The sequence below is a fragment of the Abiotrophia sp. HMSC24B09 genome (assembly GCF_001815865.1).
GTDB lineage: Bacteria > Bacillota > Bacilli > Lactobacillales > Aerococcaceae > Abiotrophia.
The window spans coordinates 56138-72471 of record NZ_KV822210.1 but is presented as its reverse complement, the minus strand read 5'-3'; the positions used below and the strand labels follow the sequence as shown (position 1 = coordinate 72471).

The 16334-nt window shown below is 46.7% G+C and carries 17 protein-coding genes; 6 read left to right on the top strand and 11 right to left on the bottom strand.

The window, feature by feature from the left end; all coding sequences use genetic code 11:
* Nucleotides 1-285 precede the first annotated feature (285 nt).
* The 3 genes from HMPREF3093_RS06605 to HMPREF3093_RS06595 form a co-directional block, all read right to left on the bottom strand.
* On the bottom strand, nucleotides 286-1107 hold the full coding sequence (locus tag HMPREF3093_RS06605) for a metal ABC transporter permease (protein WP_070756208.1): 822 nt from the start codon (nucleotides 1105-1107) through the stop codon (nucleotides 286-288).
* The gene (locus HMPREF3093_RS06600) at nucleotides 1065-1760 is read right to left on the bottom strand and encodes a metal ABC transporter ATP-binding protein (protein ID WP_023391323.1); all 696 of its coding nucleotides are present in this window, start codon (nucleotides 1758-1760) and stop codon (nucleotides 1065-1067) included. Before HMPREF3093_RS06600 ends, HMPREF3093_RS06605 begins: the two co-directional genes overlap by 43 nt.
* Before the next feature lie 193 nt (nucleotides 1761-1953).
* Nucleotides 1954-2934: a metal ABC transporter solute-binding protein, Zn/Mn family gene (locus HMPREF3093_RS06595; protein WP_070756207.1), complete on the bottom strand. Its 981-nt coding sequence runs from the start codon at nucleotides 2932-2934 to the stop codon at nucleotides 1954-1956.
* A 194-nt stretch (nucleotides 2935-3128) separates the two neighbouring features.
* On the opposite strand from HMPREF3093_RS06595, the gene HMPREF3093_RS06590 reads away from it, so the two are divergent.
* Together HMPREF3093_RS06590 and HMPREF3093_RS06585 are read left to right on the top strand one after the other, a co-directional pair.
* A complete protein-coding gene (locus HMPREF3093_RS06590; RefSeq protein ID WP_070756206.1) occupies nucleotides 3129-4061 on the top strand; it encodes an ABC transporter ATP-binding protein in 933 nt (310 codons plus the stop codon).
* A 1-nt stretch (nucleotide 4062) separates the two neighbouring features.
* Complete coding sequence (locus HMPREF3093_RS06585) at nucleotides 4063-4878, top strand: ABC transporter permease (protein WP_070756205.1); 816 nt, start codon at nucleotides 4063-4065, stop codon at nucleotides 4876-4878.
* A gap of 250 nt (nucleotides 4879-5128) precedes the next feature.
* Here the strand turns inward: HMPREF3093_RS06585 and HMPREF3093_RS06580 are convergent, their stop codons facing one another.
* The 8 genes from HMPREF3093_RS06580 to HMPREF3093_RS06545 all read right to left on the bottom strand — a co-directional run bounded on the left by HMPREF3093_RS06580 (nucleotide 5129) and on the right by HMPREF3093_RS06545 (nucleotide 12070).
* Entirely contained in the window at nucleotides 5129-6433 is a 1305-nt protein-coding gene (locus tag HMPREF3093_RS06580; RefSeq protein ID WP_083316301.1) for an RNA polymerase factor sigma-54, read from the bottom strand.
* 133 nt (nucleotides 6434-6566) lie between these two features.
* Nucleotides 6567-7040, bottom strand: a complete 474-nt coding sequence (gene ybaK / locus HMPREF3093_RS06575; protein WP_070756204.1) for a Cys-tRNA(Pro) deacylase — start codon at nucleotides 7038-7040, stop codon at nucleotides 6567-6569.
* Between the two features lie 33 nt (nucleotides 7041-7073).
* Nucleotides 7074-8351: a UDP-N-acetylglucosamine 1-carboxyvinyltransferase gene (locus HMPREF3093_RS06570; RefSeq protein ID WP_070756203.1), complete on the bottom strand. Its 1278-nt coding sequence runs from the start codon at nucleotides 8349-8351 to the stop codon at nucleotides 7074-7076.
* Nucleotides 8352-8529: 178 nt separating this feature from the next.
* Complete coding sequence (locus HMPREF3093_RS06565) at nucleotides 8530-8877, bottom strand: hypothetical protein (RefSeq protein ID WP_070756202.1); 348 nt, start codon at nucleotides 8875-8877, stop codon at nucleotides 8530-8532.
* 155 nt (nucleotides 8878-9032) lie between these two features.
* Nucleotides 9033-9878, bottom strand: a complete 846-nt coding sequence (locus HMPREF3093_RS06560; protein ID WP_070756201.1) for an AraC family transcriptional regulator — start codon at nucleotides 9876-9878, stop codon at nucleotides 9033-9035.
* 84 nt (nucleotides 9879-9962) lie between these two features.
* Nucleotides 9963-11552, bottom strand: a complete 1590-nt coding sequence (locus HMPREF3093_RS06555) for a hypothetical protein (protein WP_070756200.1) — start codon at nucleotides 11550-11552, stop codon at nucleotides 9963-9965.
* A gap of 22 nt (nucleotides 11553-11574) precedes the next feature.
* Nucleotides 11575-11856 carry a helix-turn-helix domain-containing protein gene (locus tag HMPREF3093_RS06550; protein WP_070756199.1) on the bottom strand — a complete coding sequence of 94 codons (282 nt, stop codon included), beginning with the start codon at nucleotides 11854-11856 and terminating at the stop codon, nucleotides 11575-11577.
* Nucleotides 11810-12070: a hypothetical protein gene (locus HMPREF3093_RS06545; RefSeq protein ID WP_070756198.1), complete on the bottom strand. Its 261-nt coding sequence runs from the start codon at nucleotides 12068-12070 to the stop codon at nucleotides 11810-11812. Before HMPREF3093_RS06545 ends, HMPREF3093_RS06550 begins: the two co-directional genes overlap by 47 nt.
* Before the next feature lie 250 nt (nucleotides 12071-12320).
* Between HMPREF3093_RS06545 and HMPREF3093_RS06540 the strand changes: the two genes are divergently transcribed.
* The 4 genes from HMPREF3093_RS06540 to HMPREF3093_RS06525 all read left to right on the top strand — a co-directional run bounded on the left by HMPREF3093_RS06540 (nucleotide 12321) and on the right by HMPREF3093_RS06525 (nucleotide 15789).
* A complete protein-coding gene (locus tag HMPREF3093_RS06540) occupies nucleotides 12321-12929 on the top strand; it encodes a TetR/AcrR family transcriptional regulator (protein WP_070756197.1) in 609 nt (202 codons plus the stop codon).
* Between the two features lie 4 nt (nucleotides 12930-12933).
* The gene (locus tag HMPREF3093_RS06535) at nucleotides 12934-13821 is read left to right on the top strand and encodes an ABC transporter ATP-binding protein (protein WP_070756196.1); all 888 of its coding nucleotides are present in this window, start codon (nucleotides 12934-12936) and stop codon (nucleotides 13819-13821) included.
* Nucleotides 13818-14612 (top strand): ABC transporter permease subunit, encoded by a 795-nt coding sequence (locus tag HMPREF3093_RS06530; protein ID WP_070756195.1) that lies wholly within the window; start codon nucleotides 13818-13820, stop codon nucleotides 14610-14612. The genes HMPREF3093_RS06535 and HMPREF3093_RS06530 overlap by 4 nt, the downstream gene beginning before the upstream one ends.
* Before the next feature lie 226 nt (nucleotides 14613-14838).
* Nucleotides 14839-15789 carry a hypothetical protein gene (locus HMPREF3093_RS06525; RefSeq protein ID WP_070756194.1) on the top strand — a complete coding sequence of 317 codons (951 nt, stop codon included), beginning with the start codon at nucleotides 14839-14841 and terminating at the stop codon, nucleotides 15787-15789.
* Nucleotides 15790-16334: the final 545 nt, after the last annotated feature.

The following is a 16334-nucleotide window of genomic DNA, read 5'->3' as shown; positions in this document are numbered from 1 at the left end:
TTGGTTTGACTCTATTATATCAGATACTTGAGCCTTTTACATAGTTATTTTTCACAATATTCGTTCTACTCATGAATTTTTTCGCTATAGGTCTAGACATTTAGAAAGCCTAGGCGTGCGCGCCTATATACAAAACATGCTCATGAAGCATCTAAAACACTCAAGCCATACTCTCAATATATAACTTACGCGCATTATATTGACTATCAAATCATTGTTGTCTATTTAGTGAAATAAAAACAAAAATCCGATTGAATCTATTGACTCAATCGGAGCATCACACAACTAGTTACGATTCCGCCACCAGCTCAGAATGCCTTGGCCTAGCGAAATAAGCATGAATAAGATAACAAAGCCCAGGGTAATCGAAGCTCCTGGCGGTGTATTCAGATGGTAAGAGGCCATCAAACCAGCGATAATCCCTACCACATTAATAACAAAGCCAATCAAGATAGTCTGTCTGAAACTTGAGGACAGCTTAATGGCAGTGGCCGCCGGGATTACAATGAGGGCAGAGACCAGTAAGGCCCCCACAATCGGCATCATGACACTAATGGCCACCCCTGTCACAACAGACAGTAGAATGGACATGAACTTGACAGGCAGACCCGCCGTATGCGCCGTTGCTTCATCAAAACTCATGACATAGAGGGGGCGACGGAAGAGCAGATAGAGGGCCAAGACAATGCCCGCTAGGACGGCCAAGAGAATTACCTCTTGAGGTGAAATCAAAATAATAGAACCGAAAAGGAACTGCTCAATCTTAAAGTTTGAGGCGTTGCGGTTAAGATTCATAAGCACCAAGGCCACCGACATACCTCCAGCCATCATAATGGCCACCGACACTTCGGAGAAGTCGCGGTAAATGAGTCGCAAATATTCTAGTAAGACCGAAGCCACAATGACGACTAGTAGAGTGGTCACCGTTGGACTGACCCGCAAAATCATTCCCAAGGCTACCCCCGCTAAGGAGATATGGGACAAAGTATCGGCCATCATGGATTGGCGCTTCAGAATCAGCAAGAGGCCGATAATAGGCGTAATGCAAGAAATAGCCAGGCCTGCTAGGAGTGCGCGTTGGATGAAGTCAAGCTGAAACATCTCCATGGGGTTCCCTCCTCTCTCACTAGTCGGATTTCTCGGGTATAGAAACCTTCAATTTCTTGGTCGGCATGAGTCACCATGAGGATGGACTTGCCGTGATGTTTACAGGCATGGCGTAAGAGCCGGTAGAAGGCCCGTCGGGACTCAATATCCATACCGGTGGTTGGCTCATCTAAGACGAAGAAGTCCGGATCAGTAGCGAAGACCCGCGCTAGGCAGATACGTTGCTTCTGACCGCCTGACAATTCTCCGATTTTCTTATGGCGCAAATGGCTCATGCCGACAGCCGATAGGGCCCGATCCACATGTTCCTTGTCATGGGCATCTAGGCGCTTGAACCAACGCCCTTTTGGATAACGACCGGACTCGACAAACTCCTGAACTCGGCTAGGGAAGCCAGCATTAAAAGAGTTGACGTTCTGTGGCACATAGCCAATAGACAAGGGCTTGCCTAGGGCATTAGTCTTGGCAATCGTGACCGTTCCTGACGCTGGCTTAAGTAGGCCTAGGATATTCTTCAAGAGGGTGGACTTGGCCGCCCCATTTTCCCCGGTCAGAATGACGAACTCGCCCGGGTTGACTTCAAAGTTTACTTCATTAAGGACCTTCTCCCGATCATAGTAGAAGGAGAGGTTTTTGACACTGACTAGGGTCATGACTTGCCTCCTTGGCAGATAATTTGCTGGCTAAAAAGGTCCCTCCTGCTAGGCGGGACGCAAACGATCGCGTTGCAATTAGTTGGATAGTAATTGCTACACTTGGCTTCTCCTATTATAGACCACTCAGGACAAAAAATGCAAGCAGTGGCCAGTGCCACCGCTTGCTTGAGGTGTCTTAATCTTGACTAGCTTACTTGGTTAAGTTAGCTAGGTTTTCGCGCATAAGGCTGAAGTAGTCAGCCCCAGCCGCAATTTCTTCTGCGCTGACAGTTTCCAAGGTACGCAATGGACGGAGCTCAGCGCCAGTCGCAGATGCTACGGTCTTGGCAATGGCATCATCCAAGGATGGGTCGACAAAGATGACCTTGGTCTTGTGTTCCTTAACAAATTCTTGCATCTTAGCTAGGGCAGCCGCACTTGGTTCTGCCGTAGAAGAGATCCCCGTAATGGCATGTTGCTCTAAGCCGTAAGCGTGGGCTAGGTAGCCAAAGGCAGCATGTTGTACCACAAAGTTCTTGTCGCTTAACTTAGCGGTTGCGTCCTTAAATTCTTGGTCTAATTTCTTAAGATCTTCTGTTAAGCTAGTAGCATTGGCTTCATAGGTGGACGCATTTTCAGGGTCTAAGGCCACCAAAGCCTTCTTCACATTTTCAGCTTGCTTAGCGTAAGTCATTGGGTCCATCCATGTGTGCGGGTCAAATTCATGGTGATGGCCTTCTTCGCCCTCTTCATGATGCTCTTCCCCAGATTGACCAGATTCCGCTTCGTGATCGTGGTCGTGGTCTTCATGATCTTCGTGGTCGGCATCGCCCTTGAGGAGTTCAATACCTTCGGTAGTCTTTTGAACTTTAGTCTTGTCAGTATCCAAGAGTTTGGTTAAGTCTTCAACAAAGTGCTCCATCTCATCATCTTGGTAGATAAAGAGGTCACTCGTTTGAACCTTAGCTGCATCGCGGGCGCTCATTTCGTAGTCATGGGCATCTTGGTTGCCTTCTAAGAGCATGGAAACTTCCGCCTTATCCCCGGCAATGCGTTGAGCTAAGTAGTAGACTGGATAGAAGGTAGTCATAACCTTCTTCTTACCAGCGGCAGAGACGGTGCTTGCCAATGGTGCTAATAAGCCAATTACCAATACAAGGCTTGCTAAAAGTGCAGATAATTTACGTTTCATTCGATCTTCCTCCTATGAAAATATGTAATGGTTACTTTTTCCATAATTTATTATACGCCTTTCTGACTGGATGTCAACCGTAATCTTTATCTTTTTGCCTCAGGCACACCCGCCTACTACCCATCTGGCTTGGAATCAAGAGGCATCCTTGCTATACTATAGATAGCGATTCCCTTTAAGAAAGGAAGATTTACATGACCGAATCCGTCTTAGAGTCTGTCTTGGAAGTAAGCCAGCTGACTAAGATTTATAAGAAGCAACGGGCCCTAGATTCCTTCGACCTCTCCGTCTCGCGCGGTGAAATCGTCGGCATCATCGGACCCAACGGGGCTGGTAAATCCACCCTGCTACGTAGCATCGTGGGCCTAACCCCTGCATCTGAGAAGAACATTCAGCTCTTTGGCTCGGTGGACTACGAGGCCCTCTTAACCAACCGCCACTTCGTCGGCGCCTTGATTGAGGCTCCTGCCTTTGTCGATAATATGAGCGCTAAGGAGAATATGATTCATTATGCCCTGCAACGCAAGGTCAAAGACCGCGGCGCCCGTATCAACGAAGTTTTGGCCTTGGTTGGCTTAGACAAGACCGGCAATAAGAAAGTCAAAAACTTCTCCCTGGGGATGAAGCAACGTTTGGCCATTGCCTTAACCCTCTTACATGATCCCGACCTCTTAATTCTAGACGAGCCTATTAACGGCTTGGACCCTGCTGGGATTATCCATGTGCGGGAGCTACTCTTGAAACTCAACCGGGAAAAGAACATGACCATCTTGATTTCTTCCCATATCCTGTCGGAATTGGAGCACTTGGCAAGTCGCTTCGTCTTCGTTAACAAAGGCCGCAAGGTAGCCGACATTAGCTCTCAAGAACTCGCCCATCAAGCTAGCACCTATTATCAAGTTCAAACAACCGACAATGCCAAGGCACTGGACTTCCTCAGTCAATGGCTGGGCCAAGATAAGGTGGCAGCAGATGGCAAGGATCTAATTGCCATCTATGACTTAGAAGTGCACCTACCTGAAATTGCCAAACGCCTAGTAAATGAAGGCTTCGAACTTCTCTTCCTGGGTAGCCACAAGAATGACCTCGAATCCGTCTTCTTGAATCTTACAGAAGGAGGCAACTAAGATGTTCCAGCTATTACGCGCAGAATTCTATCAAATCCGTCATCGGGTGGCGCCTTTTACTATGCTGCTGCTCAGCTTTTTGGCGACACTCGGTATTGCCTATCTGGCTACCATCATGCTTTTCGCCGGACTAAGGACTGTAGAAATCACTGAACTGCAAAAGGCTCTTGTGGGCAATCAAGTTTTGAGTTCCTATATCATTGGCCTAAAGGAAATGCCTCTGATTCTTTGTTTTGTGGCTCAAATCCTGACCTTTAACAACGAGACTAAGAACCGGACCTTGATTAACACCATCAGTTATGGCCACCGCCGTCGCTCTGTCGTCCTCAGCAAGATCCTGGTAGGACTCTTCTACCTCCTACTGGCTTTATGCTTGGGCCTAGTTGCTCTCGTAATCGGGAGCAGCATGTCGGGAGCTACTTTCAAAAGCAATGAAATCCTCGAATTTTTCACCAACTATTTGATTCCTAGCATCCCTCTCTTCCTAGGATACATCGCCCTCTTAAGCATTCCTGCCTTCCTCTTCGCTGGCCAGGGACCACTGATTTTCACTTACCTCCTGCTCAGCTTCATTAACCCAATCTTAAGCGGAGCCTATACCTTCTTAACCACTAATCGCGATAGCATGGGGAATGTGGTTCAGAAATTCATGAGTGCGAATGAGGCTTTTGCCTTCTTCTTCACCTTCCTAAAAGTAGGCAAGCCGCTGACCTGGGGCAACCTAAACTTCGACTTGACGCCAGTCGTCGCCTTTGCTTACTTCCTTCTCTTCTTCTGGATTGCAGTTAAACTCTTCAACCGTGCAGAAGTTAAATAGTAACTTAGTAAAATCCCCCGGACTCCTTGATGGAAGTCGGGGGATTCTTTTTGTCTAAAATACGATATTTTCAACAATAAAATGAGTCCCTATCTTATTTTGACGGCAATTACAGGAGTAACTATCACTTTCTTGTCCTATCACGATTTTAGGGCGACTTCTAGTTAACCACAAGTCACACCAAAATCTTGCTTTTCAATTTAACATAAAATACCCGCTCAAGCGTCAAGGCTAGAGCGGGTGTTTACTTTTAATGTCCTAGTGCTTGGCGATAGTTACGCACCATAAAAGGACTAATCATAATCTTACGTTCTTCTAGGCGTTCCACTAGCTCCTCATCGCTTAAATCAGCTGGCGCAACATGTAGAATCTCATGAATAATTTGCTTAATCTTCTCAGCGGAGAAGCCATCTCGGTCTTCTCGTGTCGCCACTGTGATAAAGTCCGTCATTGGCAGGACATATTGGCCAAAGCCCATGTTCTTGTTAGACACCAAGAGGTTGACGACTGGTTCAGGCAAGCCGGTAATCTCTGCCACCTGCTTGAGCAAGAGTGGCACCTTAGAATCTGAAAGTTGGCTAAAGTAATCGTGCTGAACCGCTGCAATGGCTTGCGCGACTTTCAGAATCAATTGCTCCCGCACCCGCAAGTTACGTGCTAGACGATCATACATGAGTTTCTGCGGCTTGGAGAAGGCGACGACCTCAGGATCTTGGGTCGCTAACATCTCTTGATAGTAGGGCTCATTGAAGATTATTTTTGGATAGTAGTGGGCGTTATAGCGTACCTTCATGCCTTCCTGGTCTTGGAGAACGGTCACGTCATCTAGGAGACCCTCCTCTTCTTCCACTTGGAAGAGATCGGCTGGACTGGTCCGCAAGGTTTGATAGTAGCTAACGCAGGCCAGGACATCTGCTAGCGACAGGCCAGTAGCTGTCACGATGGCTTGATAATCTTCTGCCTTGAGTTGGTCAAAATATTCTTCTAAGAGGTAGTAGGCCACATTAGGGGCATGCGCATCTTGCTCGGTCTGCAACATCAAGCATTCACGCAAGTCATAGGCCCCAATCCCGGCAGGTTCCAATTGTTGGAATAGGGTAATAGCATCCAAGGCAATAATGGGTTCGATGCCTAGTTGTTTGGCCACTTCCTGGTAGCTGTATGGCAGATAACCTTGAGGATTTAATAAATCAATCAAGCGCACCATGGCGTCCCGAATGATGGTATGGCGGTACATCATAATCTGTTCGAAGAGAAACATGGGCAGATTACGCGGTGCTTCCGGCATCTGCGGATCCACCCCAATAATGGCACTGTGTTCTTGTAGGGTAACCGATGCTTGCTGGGGCTTGGTCTTAGGATAGTCTAGTTCAATGAAGGGATTCTCTAGAATTTCATCTTCTAGGAAATAAGTAAGTTGGGCCGCACTCAAGCCGAGCATCTGCCACAATTGACTATCCCCTTCAATGGTTTCAATAGGAATACTTTCAAATTCGCTTTGCCCATTAGCTTGAATGACGGTCACCACGTGTTGTTGCTTGTTTAAGTCTGACATGTTGACCCCTCCTGCTATGTATACGTTTTCTTAATTCTATTATAGCGCAAGACGCCCCTTGCGTCTATGCTAAAGCAAGGTTTTTTTGAAAATCAAAAGCAGCAAGCCCCTGAGGACTGCTGCTTGCCATCACTTATTCAATTAAATCATCCGCGCTCAGAGCTAAGACAGAAGCCAGATCCCGAACGTCTAGCTCTAGCTGCAGGCCAATCTTGCCGGCCGAAACCATGATAGAAGGATGCTCCCAGGCACTAGCATGAACATGGGTTGGGAAGGTCTTCTTCATACCTAGCGGCGAGCAACCGCCGTGAACATAACCCGTTAGGGGCAAGAGGTCGCGTTCCTTAATCATAGCGATATGCTTCTCACCTACGGCACGCGCGGCCTTCTTCAAATCCAGGCTAGCCACCACGGGAATGACAAAGACATAATGGCCACCCGATTTACCCACGGTTACTAGGGTTTTGAAGACCTGGTCAGGATTCTGGCCCAAGGTTTCTGCTACTTCCAAGCCTGATAAGGCGCCCGTCTGACTGTAGTCTCGTACTTGATAGGTCACCTTGTGTTGGTCGAGTAGTCGCATAGCATTGGTTTTATGTATTTTCATGGCTAAGAGCCTCCACTAAACAGCAAAAGGCCCTTAGGCCTCTTGCATCTCGCTTACTTCAATCATTTCAATATCGGCACCCAAATCGCGCAATTTGCCTACGATATTAGAGTAGCCACGTAAGATATGGTCGACGCCAGTAATCTCGGTTACGCCATCCGCCACCAAGCCGGCAATGACTAGGCAGGCCCCTGCCCGTAGGTCACTGGCCTTAACTTGTGCCCCGCTCAGCTGAGCTGGTCCATTGACCCGAATCATGGCCCCTTCGACCTTGATATCGGCCCCCATGCGGTTGAGTTCCGGAATATGCTTGACACGGGCTGGGTAGATAGTGTCAATGATGGTCCCGTTACCTGCCGCAATCGCCAAGAGTGGCGTCAGCGGTTGTTGCAAGTCAGTGGCAAAACCTGGATAAGGCTGAGTCTTGACGCTGACCATACGGAGGTTTGGACTTGGATGAACGTAGATGGAATCTTCACCAATCTCCAATTGCGCGCCCATTTCTTCAATCTTAGCAATGAAACCTTCGATGTGTTCGAAAATAACGTTGTTGACGCGGACCCCTTGGCCTGCTGCCACGGCAGCCGTAATATAGGTCCCTGCTTCAATCCGGTCCGGAATGATGGTGTGGGTACAGCCATGCAGATGCTCAACGCCCTCTACCCGGATGACGCTAGTCCCGGCACCGCGAATCTTAGCCCCCATCTTGTTGAGGAGGTTAACGACATCAATAATTTCCGGTTCGCGAGCGGCATTCTCAATAATGGTCTTGCCCTTGGCCTTAACGGCCGCCAGGATACAGTTGATGGTTGCCCCAACACTGACCACGTCCATATAGATACGTGCCCCTACTAAGCCTTCTTGGTCGGTCGTCAGAGTCACAACGCCGAAGTCGTCCTCTACCTTAGCCCCTAAGGAACGGAAGGCCTTGAGGTGTTGGTCGATAGGGCGAGGGCCTAAGAAGCAGCCCCCAGGCAAGCCAATGACCCCTTCACCAAAGCGCGACAAAGTCGCCCCCATAAAGTAATAAGAGGCACGTAGGCTCTGAATTTTCCCACTTGGCATTGGGATGGATTTAATATCACTTGGATCAATGGTTAAGACATTATCCTTAAAAGAGGCCTTAACATTGAAATCTTCCAAAATATCGATTAAAGAATAGACGTCAGCAATATCTGGCACGCCTTCTAGAACAACTTCTGAATCAGCCAAAATAGCAGCTGGAATTAAGGCAACTGTAGAGTTCTTGGCCCCGTTAATGGTAATTTCACCTGTGAGGGGCTTGCCTCCGCGGATGACTAGTTTCTTCATTATATATAACTCCTAATTTCAATCTTCGATGATTCTTTGCATATCACTTATAGTGTACCATAAGTCGCCCCAAATATACATAGCAAATGATTATTTGGCCCTTTTGTTGCAGGGTAACAAAAGGCATTTCAAAAGGCCCCATCACTCGAAAATGACGGGGCCTTGAGACAGCAAACTATTATTGACGTCCGCAAACAAAATAGAGATAAATGAACCCAATCAAGCCAATTGGCACCGCCAAGAACCAGATAATGACAAAACGGAAAATCTTCCAGGCTAGCATTAAGAACCCGCCAATCAAGAAGACATTGTCACCCACAATCAGGTTGATGAGACTCTCATAGACAAACATAGCGAAGGGATAAAGGAGAGCACAAAGCAAGAAGAATAAAAGTTTCGTCTCGAATTTTCCCGTTTGACTAATAGATGTAAAGACGAAAAAGGCATAAAAGGCAAAAGCAAAGAGATAATGACGGACTAACCAGTCACGGTCTAGGGATCGGAACATTTGCTTCAGTCTATTCATAGGATCACCTCTCTAATTTAATGATGTTTCCTATTATAGTCCACTTGCCGGCTCATGTCCAAAATGCACAGGAAAGAACAGATTGCTTATAGGTAAGAAGACGAGCCCCTATTCTTAAAGTGCCCGTCCTCTTATCTCTCTTAACTCAACTTAGCTCAGTCCACCTTGACAATCGGCACCCAGAGTTCCATACGATAGTCTTGGGCCCCCATATTGCCCTCACCATAAACCTCGAAGTCAGGTGCGCCCGAATGTTGGAAACCTTGCTCAGGGAAGAAGACTTCCATGAGGTAGCGCCAACCCGCGTGGATACAGTCTGGCACTGGCCCATTCAACTCAACCACCGCATATTCAGTGGCTGCCACCTCCAAGATATCGAGCCCCATAGTCTCAGCCTTAGCCCGGTCAGTTACCTCATAGCCAGCCATATAGTTGAGGCGTTCTGGCGTATCAATGTCATGGCAGACCCCCAGGCTTTGGCCCCTACCTAGGCTGGCTAAGTCCTCATGGGAGAATTTGCTGTAGAGGTCTTGCCAGATTTGAGGGCACTGGCTGTTGAGGATATGATTGGCATTGAGCCCTGCCACAGTCAAGGCAGGCTTCTGTTGGATATTGATTTTCATACTATCTCCTCCTTGCAGGGTCAGCCGTAGCTGTAGTCGCCCGACTAGGCGCAAAGGCGCCCCCTGCCTAATTTGTGTCGGAGTTGCCCCATGAAATTTCTTGAAAGCTGCCCCGAAGGCATCGGCTGATTCATAGCCATATTGGATGGCGATGTCGATGATTCGGGCCTCAGACCGGCGCAGAGCCAGCGCTGCCTCTGTCAAGCGACGTTCCCGCAAATACTCTGACAGTGACGTCCCTGTCAACATGGAGAAAAGCCGGCTAAACATAGCATAAGGATAGCCCGACAGTCGCGCCACCCGCAACTCATCTAGCTCCCCGTCCAGGGTCGACTCTAGATAGTCCAGCGTCCGGTTAAAAGCTTCCATCATATTCATGTGTATGACCTCCTGACAAGTTGAGTATAGCTGAAAAGAAGGGTGGGAGCCCTAGAATTGGGGGGCGAGAAATCTAGGGTGCTATTAGGGTTCAAATTCTACAATGCCACTGTGAACTGTTAAATCCGGCATGATAACTACGACCTTACGTTTATGAGGGTCATCAGTCCCTTCAACTAAGACTTGTATACCCTTTGGAAGTGCTTCGCTATTTTCTAATAGCTGGATTGGGTTGATTTTATCTAGATAGGCTATACTTAGACCAACTTTTTCTTTAATTATAGGTGTCTCTACTTCCTTAACGTTACGATAGATTAAATTATGTAGGCTAGAAATCGACGAATCTATAATGTCATGGATAGCCCCTTTCATACGAGCAGTATATGATTCTTTTACAAAGAACATAATTATAATTACAAATCCAAACACCATAAGCCTATCTATCAAATACGTGAAGATCTGATAATAGAAAGGATTCAATTCTTCCTCCGACAAACGCCCAAGAAATAAAAGCGTATGATAATATGGTCGGTATTTGTCAACTAGAGCTATCAAATAATAAGTGACGAGTACACCTATAGAAGTATACACCTTTATCTTCAATAAATTTGCTTCCATTATCCTCGAACTTTTATCTGTAGGGTTAATAATGTATTCTGGCACTTCACTAGAGGGATTCAGCATCCAAAACTTTTTCGTGAGTAGAGCGGTCCACAAAGTAACAAACAAGGTAATGCCGGTCCACAGATTGACGTTCATTAAAAAAGCAGTTATAACGACTGAACAAACGAAAAATCCAAATGGACTTATAAACAAGCGCAGAACAATGAATATCAGCGAAATGCCACAATAGATATTGATGAATAGCATAAAATATTCCATATGCACATCTTTTAGTACTTCAAATGGTGTATATTTTATTACTTCCACATGAAAAACAAGACCGACACTCAGCCATAATACAACGAAATACAAAAATTCATAAATAATCTGGCGCGCCTGTTTAGTGGAGCTTTCTGAAAATATCGATAGCTTTTCATTCCATTTTGCTTCTTTTGCTACTTTCCACAGTGTTATGTTTTCTTTCCTACTAATACTCACAGCTAAATAGAAAAAGCAAAAATCTAGCGCAACAGTTAGCAACATTACAAAAAGATAAGTCCACCAAGTCTCTTTAGATATGCCTGTTCCACTTTTAAGCTCTTGAATAAATTCCCAGGTAGATGCAATAGGGAGTAGACAAGCATACATAAACGACATCAAAAACACAATTTTATCAAGAACATCAATCTCTTTATTGGTAACATTTAAAAATTTATCCTCCGATTCGCTTTTCGCAACGCCTGATTGTAAATGAAAGATATTATCGAAATTCAACGTCTTCTTCCTATGATTATAGAAATACACTATTTCCCACTTATCACTTTCAGTCTCTTGAATCGTATGCCATGAAGAATTGATGAAATTCCTTTCAGGATGCTTGACGCGCAGAGCTTGCAGTATTCTATGCCAAAGTCTTATAATCAGATTTTTCCGACTCAGCTCATCCTTATATTCCTGATACTTCCTAGCCTGCTCTAGAATCTCTTGCTCGTGCCTTTCAATATCCTGAAGATTGTATTCCTTGATTTTGTCTTCGTACTTCCTCGATCTAACAAGTTTAATTTCTTCCAACTGAATCGTCCCCTTTGCAAGCTTAGCCCTTCTTAGTCAACACCACATTCCATTCATAATTTAATGACTCGACTATCCTCCCCAACATCCCCACTGTTGGATTGGCTTGGCCACTCTCTAGCCTTGATAGGTTGGCTTGGCGCAGGCCTAGTTTTTCTGCCATTTGAGCTTGGCTTAGGCCCTGCTCCAGGCGCAACTCTACTAACTTCAAGGCCACTTCCTGGCGGGCAGCTTCCTCCGCCAAATCCAAAGTGAAATCAGGATATTGGGATGCTAAGCGATTCTTTAAGGACTCGACTGACATGCTCTTCACCTTCCTTTCTTGTTTTGGTCTCTCCCAAAGGAATGACCAGTGTCTTAGCCTGACCTTTGCCTCGGCCCCATTTTTCAATCACAGCGGGTGTCAGCCCTTCCCGCTCTATGATCTCTAATGCTGCAACTGCCTTGACTGCTTGCTTGCAAGGCAGGCCTTCTACCAAGACAAGAATGTCTTCCGGAATCTTGTAATGAGCGTCCATGACGCACACCTCCTTTTTCCCATTATATCATATATGATATAATGGGAAAATCGCTTTCACTAGCTAAATCCCCTATATATCACGTTTCCCTACATTTTGTTACCATCTCACCACGTAATTTCGCCCACCTTACACCCTATCTACTAGTAGAACTAGTAGATAGGGTACACAAGTTTCTGACCCCCTTCTCAAAAACGGTCAACGGGTCTATAATGAAGTTAACTTCTTAATGAAAGGAGCCAAGAAAGCCATGAATCCTAAATTTTATGCCCTGCCCCAAGCCAAGCAGGAGGCCATTATCCAAGCCGGCTTCCGAGTCTTCGGCCAGCACACCTATAAGAAGGCGCCTATGAGCGCCATTGCTGAGGCGGCGGGGATTTCCAAACCCTTGCTCTTCCATTATTTCCATAATAAAAAGGAACTTTACTTCTTCCTCTTCGACCTCTTAGTTCAGCAGACCGATGATTTCCTAAAAGAAGGAGGCTGCTATGAGACCTTGGACTTCTTCGAGCTCTTCAAGAGCGTGACCCAGACTAAGGTGCAACTAGCCCGGCTCAATCCCGATTGGTTGGCCTTTAGCCTTAAGACCTACTACGAGCAGGATCCCGAGATTATGCCAGAATTGGCCCAACGCATGAAACAAGTCAAGGCCAAACAGGTCCAGCTCATGGACAAGCTAGATATGAGCTGCTTTCGGCCCGATATCGATTTTCAGCTCATGTATAAGGATATGACCTGGGCCGCCCAGGGTTATCTCTGGGAGCATGTCCAGCGAGGGTCCGTTGATCCCGAAACCATCGAGGCGGAATTCAACCAACTGATTGACTTCTGGAAGTCTCTCTATCTTAGAAAGGAGTGATCTCATGTACGCTATTCAAACACATCAACTGACCAAAACTTACGGCCAACACCGGGGCATCGACAAGCTCAACTTGACCGTCCGAGAGGGCGAGCTCTTTGGCTTTATCGGGCCTAACGGGGCCGGCAAATCCACCACTATCCGCACCCTGTTGGGGCTGATTAAGCCTACCAGTGGTAGCGCCCAGGTCCTGGGCTTAGAAGTTGGACGCCAACAAGGCCAAATCCTACGCCGGGTGGGCTACCTGCCATCTGAAACCCAATTCTATGCCGGCATGACTGCCCGCGACCTGCTCAAATTATCTGCTGATTTAAGAGGGCTGGACTGCCAAGCCGAATGCCGCCGCCTCAGCGACCGGCTGCAGCTAGACCTGGGGATTGCGGCAGATCAACTATCTCTGGGTAACCGCAAGAAGGTGGGCATTGTAGCGGCCCTCCAGCACCAACCTGACCTCTTGATTCTGGACGAGCCTACTAGTGGCTTGGATCCCCTCATCCAAGAAGAATTCTTCGCCCTCCTAGAGGAACGTCGCCAAGCCGGCGGGACCGTCTTCCTATCCAGCCATGTCCTGTCCGAAGTCCAAAACCACTGCGACCGAGCGGCTATTATCCGCCAAGGACAAATCGTAGCCACCGAAGATGTCGCCAGCCTCATGCAACACCAAGCCAAACGTGTCAGCCTGTCCGGCCAAGTACCTGGCCTAGCAGACCTAGCAGGCGTCTCCAACTGGCAAACAAAGGGCAAAGACCAAGCCAGCTTCCTCTATCAAGGAGACCTCAATGCCTTACTAGCCTGTTTGGCAGGTGGCCAAGTCCGCGATTTCAGCCTAGCCGAGCCAAGTCTGGAAGAAATCTTCCGCCACTACTACCAAGAAGGAGGCGATTTGTCATGATTCTATTCCGCCACGAATTACGCCAAGGTTGGCGTAGCCTAATCCTGTGGACGGCGGCCATCGCGGGTTTTATGGCCCTGATTTCCCTGCTTTTCCCTCAAGTTAAGGACCAGATGGCTAGTATCAACGGCCTAATCAGCACCATGGGCGCCTTCTCCGACGCCTTCGGCCTGGGCAAGCTCAACATGGGCAGCTTCATCGGCTTCTATACCGTTGAATGTCAGAGCGTCCTAGGCCTGGGTGGCGCCCTCTATGCCGCCATTCTGGCCAGCAATTCCCTAGCCAAAGAAGAGCAAGCCGGCACCGCCGAATTCCTGCTGACCCATCCCCTTAGTCGGGCTTCTGTTGTCACCAGCAAAGCCTTGGCCCTAGTCAGCCAGCTTCTGATACTCAACGCGGTGACCCTGGCCGTTGTTCTCTTAAGTCTGACCCTGACGGGTGAGTCCGCGCCTATGGGCCAACTCCTACTCTTGCACTTGGCCTATCTAATCTTACACCTCGAGTTCATCGCCCTCTGCCTAAGCCTGTCAGCCTTGTCCGGCAAACGCCGCGGCACTGGCCTAGGCGCCGGCATCGGTCTGGTACTTGCCTTCTACCTAGCCAACCTAGTCGCCAATATTGCCCCTGGCCTGGGCGCCCTCAAATGGCTCACACCCTTCGCTTACGTGGACGGCGCCGAAATCATTCCTAATGGCAGCCTAAACCTAGGCTATGTCGGAGTAGGGCTGGTCTTGTCATCCTGCTCGCTAGCAGTGGCTTATTGGTGGTTTGGTCGGAAGGATGTAGGGTAGAGCTCAAATGAAAAAGCCGTCAAGTTTATAAACTTGATGGCTTTTTTCTTGTCTCTGGCATTAAGGCTGTGGGACTTATTCCGAGATTGACTTTCTTACTCGAAAGTTCTAGGTGTCCCGCCGTCATTTATTATGATTAAAACACATCCTTGTATTTTAAAATCGAAGAATTATAATAAAGCTATAGTTACCTAACAGAATAAAGAAGATATTAAGGAGCATCATTATGGACCAAGAAGAACACGAAAAAGTTATCGAGTGGCTAGAAGAATGCGATAGGATCCAAGAAAAGCCTTGGTTATGGGATTTCAAGAATTGCTATAAAGTTCCACCATCTAAAGATTCGGAACCTAAAGATTCGGAACCTAAAGATTTGTTATCCAAAGATAGTATTACAGCTTTCTTGAAATATAAAAATGGCGGGTTCAAAGATAATACTAGTGACTTTAATATTACAAAAAATACTGGTTTCAATGCTGACTGTGACAAGGAAGCGATAAGGCTATATAAAGTTTTGGGCTGGCAAAATTCGGATACCGCTATTACTAGAGGCGAAACTATGAACTCCTTTCTTACTACTTTTAAATGTGCACTTGAGCAGAGTTCTGACTACGATACGCAATCTGATAAGTTAGGAATAAAATCTGGAAAAAAATTACCTTATTCTAATCTGTATGACGAAAAAAAGAATATTAAAGAACAACCTTATATGGCTTTTGACGTTGTAAAAAACAACCGACCCGCATTTCAAACATTCGCTACACTCACTCATACAATTGGAAACTTCACCGTACTCCCTCATTGGATGAATACTGCGCGATACAACTTCTCAAAAGATTACTGGGACATCACCCTTCTATCACTGCAAGAATGGCTGAATCCGACAACCCCAACCTCTAAAGCATGGATAAATTTCGTTGAGATGTTTTATCTACAACCCTATGTAAATAAGGACTATCAAACCGAGCTATTCTGGGATAAGCATAGTTACGGTTACGATAACCTATTTCCAAGCAATCAAGATGTCCCTATTTTTCTAAAGGCAGTGAATGAGCGGATCGAGGAGCGCGGAAAATATATGATTAAGCAAATATGCGATAGACTGAATCGGACAGATTTCGACTTCTATAAGGAGATTGAAGGCATGGATAAAATTCGATTCTCGGATGAATTTTAAAAATAAGCTAAGAAACTAGCATAAGTGGCTCCCTCCCCAGTATCCAATCTCTACTAGGAATCGACCTAACACTTGGCTTCTTACTAGTCTAACTAGTAGCCAATATCGCCCCCCGGCCTAGGTGGCCTCAAATGGCTTACACCCTTTGCTTACGTATACGACGCCGAAGGCATCCATGGCGACAACCTAAACCTAGGCTATGTCGGCGTAGGGCTGGTCTTGTCAGCCTGCTCGCTGGGCCTGGCTTATTGGTGGTTTGGGCGGAAGGATGTAGGGTAGAGTGTAAAAGTTAAAGCCATCAAGTTTATAAACTTGATGGCTTTTTTCTTGTCTCTGGCATTAAGGTTGTGGCGCTTATACTAAGAATTAGATTCTTTTTATGAACTATAGACGCTATCGGCTCAGACTTCGCAAATTTTGTAGAAAAATAAGTAAGGAAAAAGGAAATTCCTTACCGATACCACCATCATTCACTAACTTAGTGGTAAGGAAAACGGTAAGTCATTCCCTATTTCTAAGCACAAAAAAACACCCCACACAGAGTG